Below are 403 nucleotides of genomic sequence, written 5' to 3'. Positions count from 1 at the left end.
TCGCTTATAAGCTTGGCTCTTACTTCATCGGCTAGGCGCAAGTACACCATTTTCTCATGAGCTGTTTTAGACTCAATAATCATCGACTCCCAATGAGCCAGAGCGCGCACATCATCTATTTTACTGTTTGCTTGCATACCCGCTATTAGTTTGTCTCTAAATACAAATGAAACCAGCGCAAATAAGTGAAGCATCAAAAACAAAAGTATAGCGGTCATAGTGCTATCTCTTTGCGTTGAATTATCAACTTTATCTTATTAATTAATGCCTGTGTTTTAATGGGGGCAGTAAGTATGGCCGCACCAATCCAGCAAGCAGTGTTAATACCCATGCTGTAAATACCGCCTAGTGCATAGTATGTGTCTGGCTCTTGGATATAGCCCTTAGCGTACATGTGTATGAC

2 protein-coding genes are annotated in these 403 nt (G+C 41.2%); both read right to left on the bottom strand.

Annotated features, from left to right (window positions below; translation table 11 throughout):
• Window positions 1-218: hypothetical protein (locus tag AAEZ22_RS18205; RefSeq protein ID WP_352298405.1), on the bottom strand; the 218-nt coding region annotated here is incomplete at its 3' end.
• Window positions 215-403: hypothetical protein (locus AAEZ22_RS18200; RefSeq protein WP_352298402.1), on the bottom strand; the 189-nt coding region annotated here is incomplete at its 5' end. The genes AAEZ22_RS18205 and AAEZ22_RS18200, both read right to left, overlap by 4 nt.

The sequence above is a fragment of the Pseudoalteromonas sp. 20-MNA-CIBAN-0454 genome, assembly GCF_040308685.1.
Taxonomy (GTDB): domain Bacteria; phylum Pseudomonadota; class Gammaproteobacteria; order Enterobacterales; family Alteromonadaceae; genus Pseudoalteromonas; species Pseudoalteromonas nigrifaciens.
The sequence above is the reverse complement of the archived record's forward strand: the minus strand, read 5'-3'. Positions and strand labels throughout refer to the sequence as shown.